Consider the following 252-nt stretch of genomic DNA (forward strand, 5'->3'; position numbering starts at 1 on the left):
GCGATGGAACGGTGCAGCGGCTATTCCATCTAGGCCCGCATCCAGATGCGGGATGCGGACGGCGTTACGGTCGCGACCCTGGACGACTGCCGTTACCGCCGCACCTCGCTCCGCCGCCATCACACGCTGGCTTCCGTCGCATTCCACTATGAAACGGTGCCCACGGCGCTGCTTGCGGCGCGCGAGGGCGTGCCGCTCGACGTCTCGACCACGTTCGGGGCCGCGCAGGCAAGGACTTCCGACAATGCGACG

Annotated in this window: 1 protein-coding gene; it reads left to right on the plus strand. The window is 67.9% G+C overall.

Annotated elements, in window-relative coordinates; genetic code table 11:
* Positions 1-45 precede the first annotated feature (45 nt).
* The coding region (locus KVS69_RS19995) for a hypothetical protein (protein ID WP_217539954.1) at positions 46-252 on the plus strand (207 nt) is incomplete at its 3' end.

The sequence above is a fragment of the Stenotrophomonas sp. GbtcB23 genome, assembly GCF_019091045.1.
Taxonomy (GTDB): Bacteria; Pseudomonadota; Gammaproteobacteria; order Xanthomonadales; family Xanthomonadaceae; genus Stenotrophomonas; species Stenotrophomonas rhizophila_A.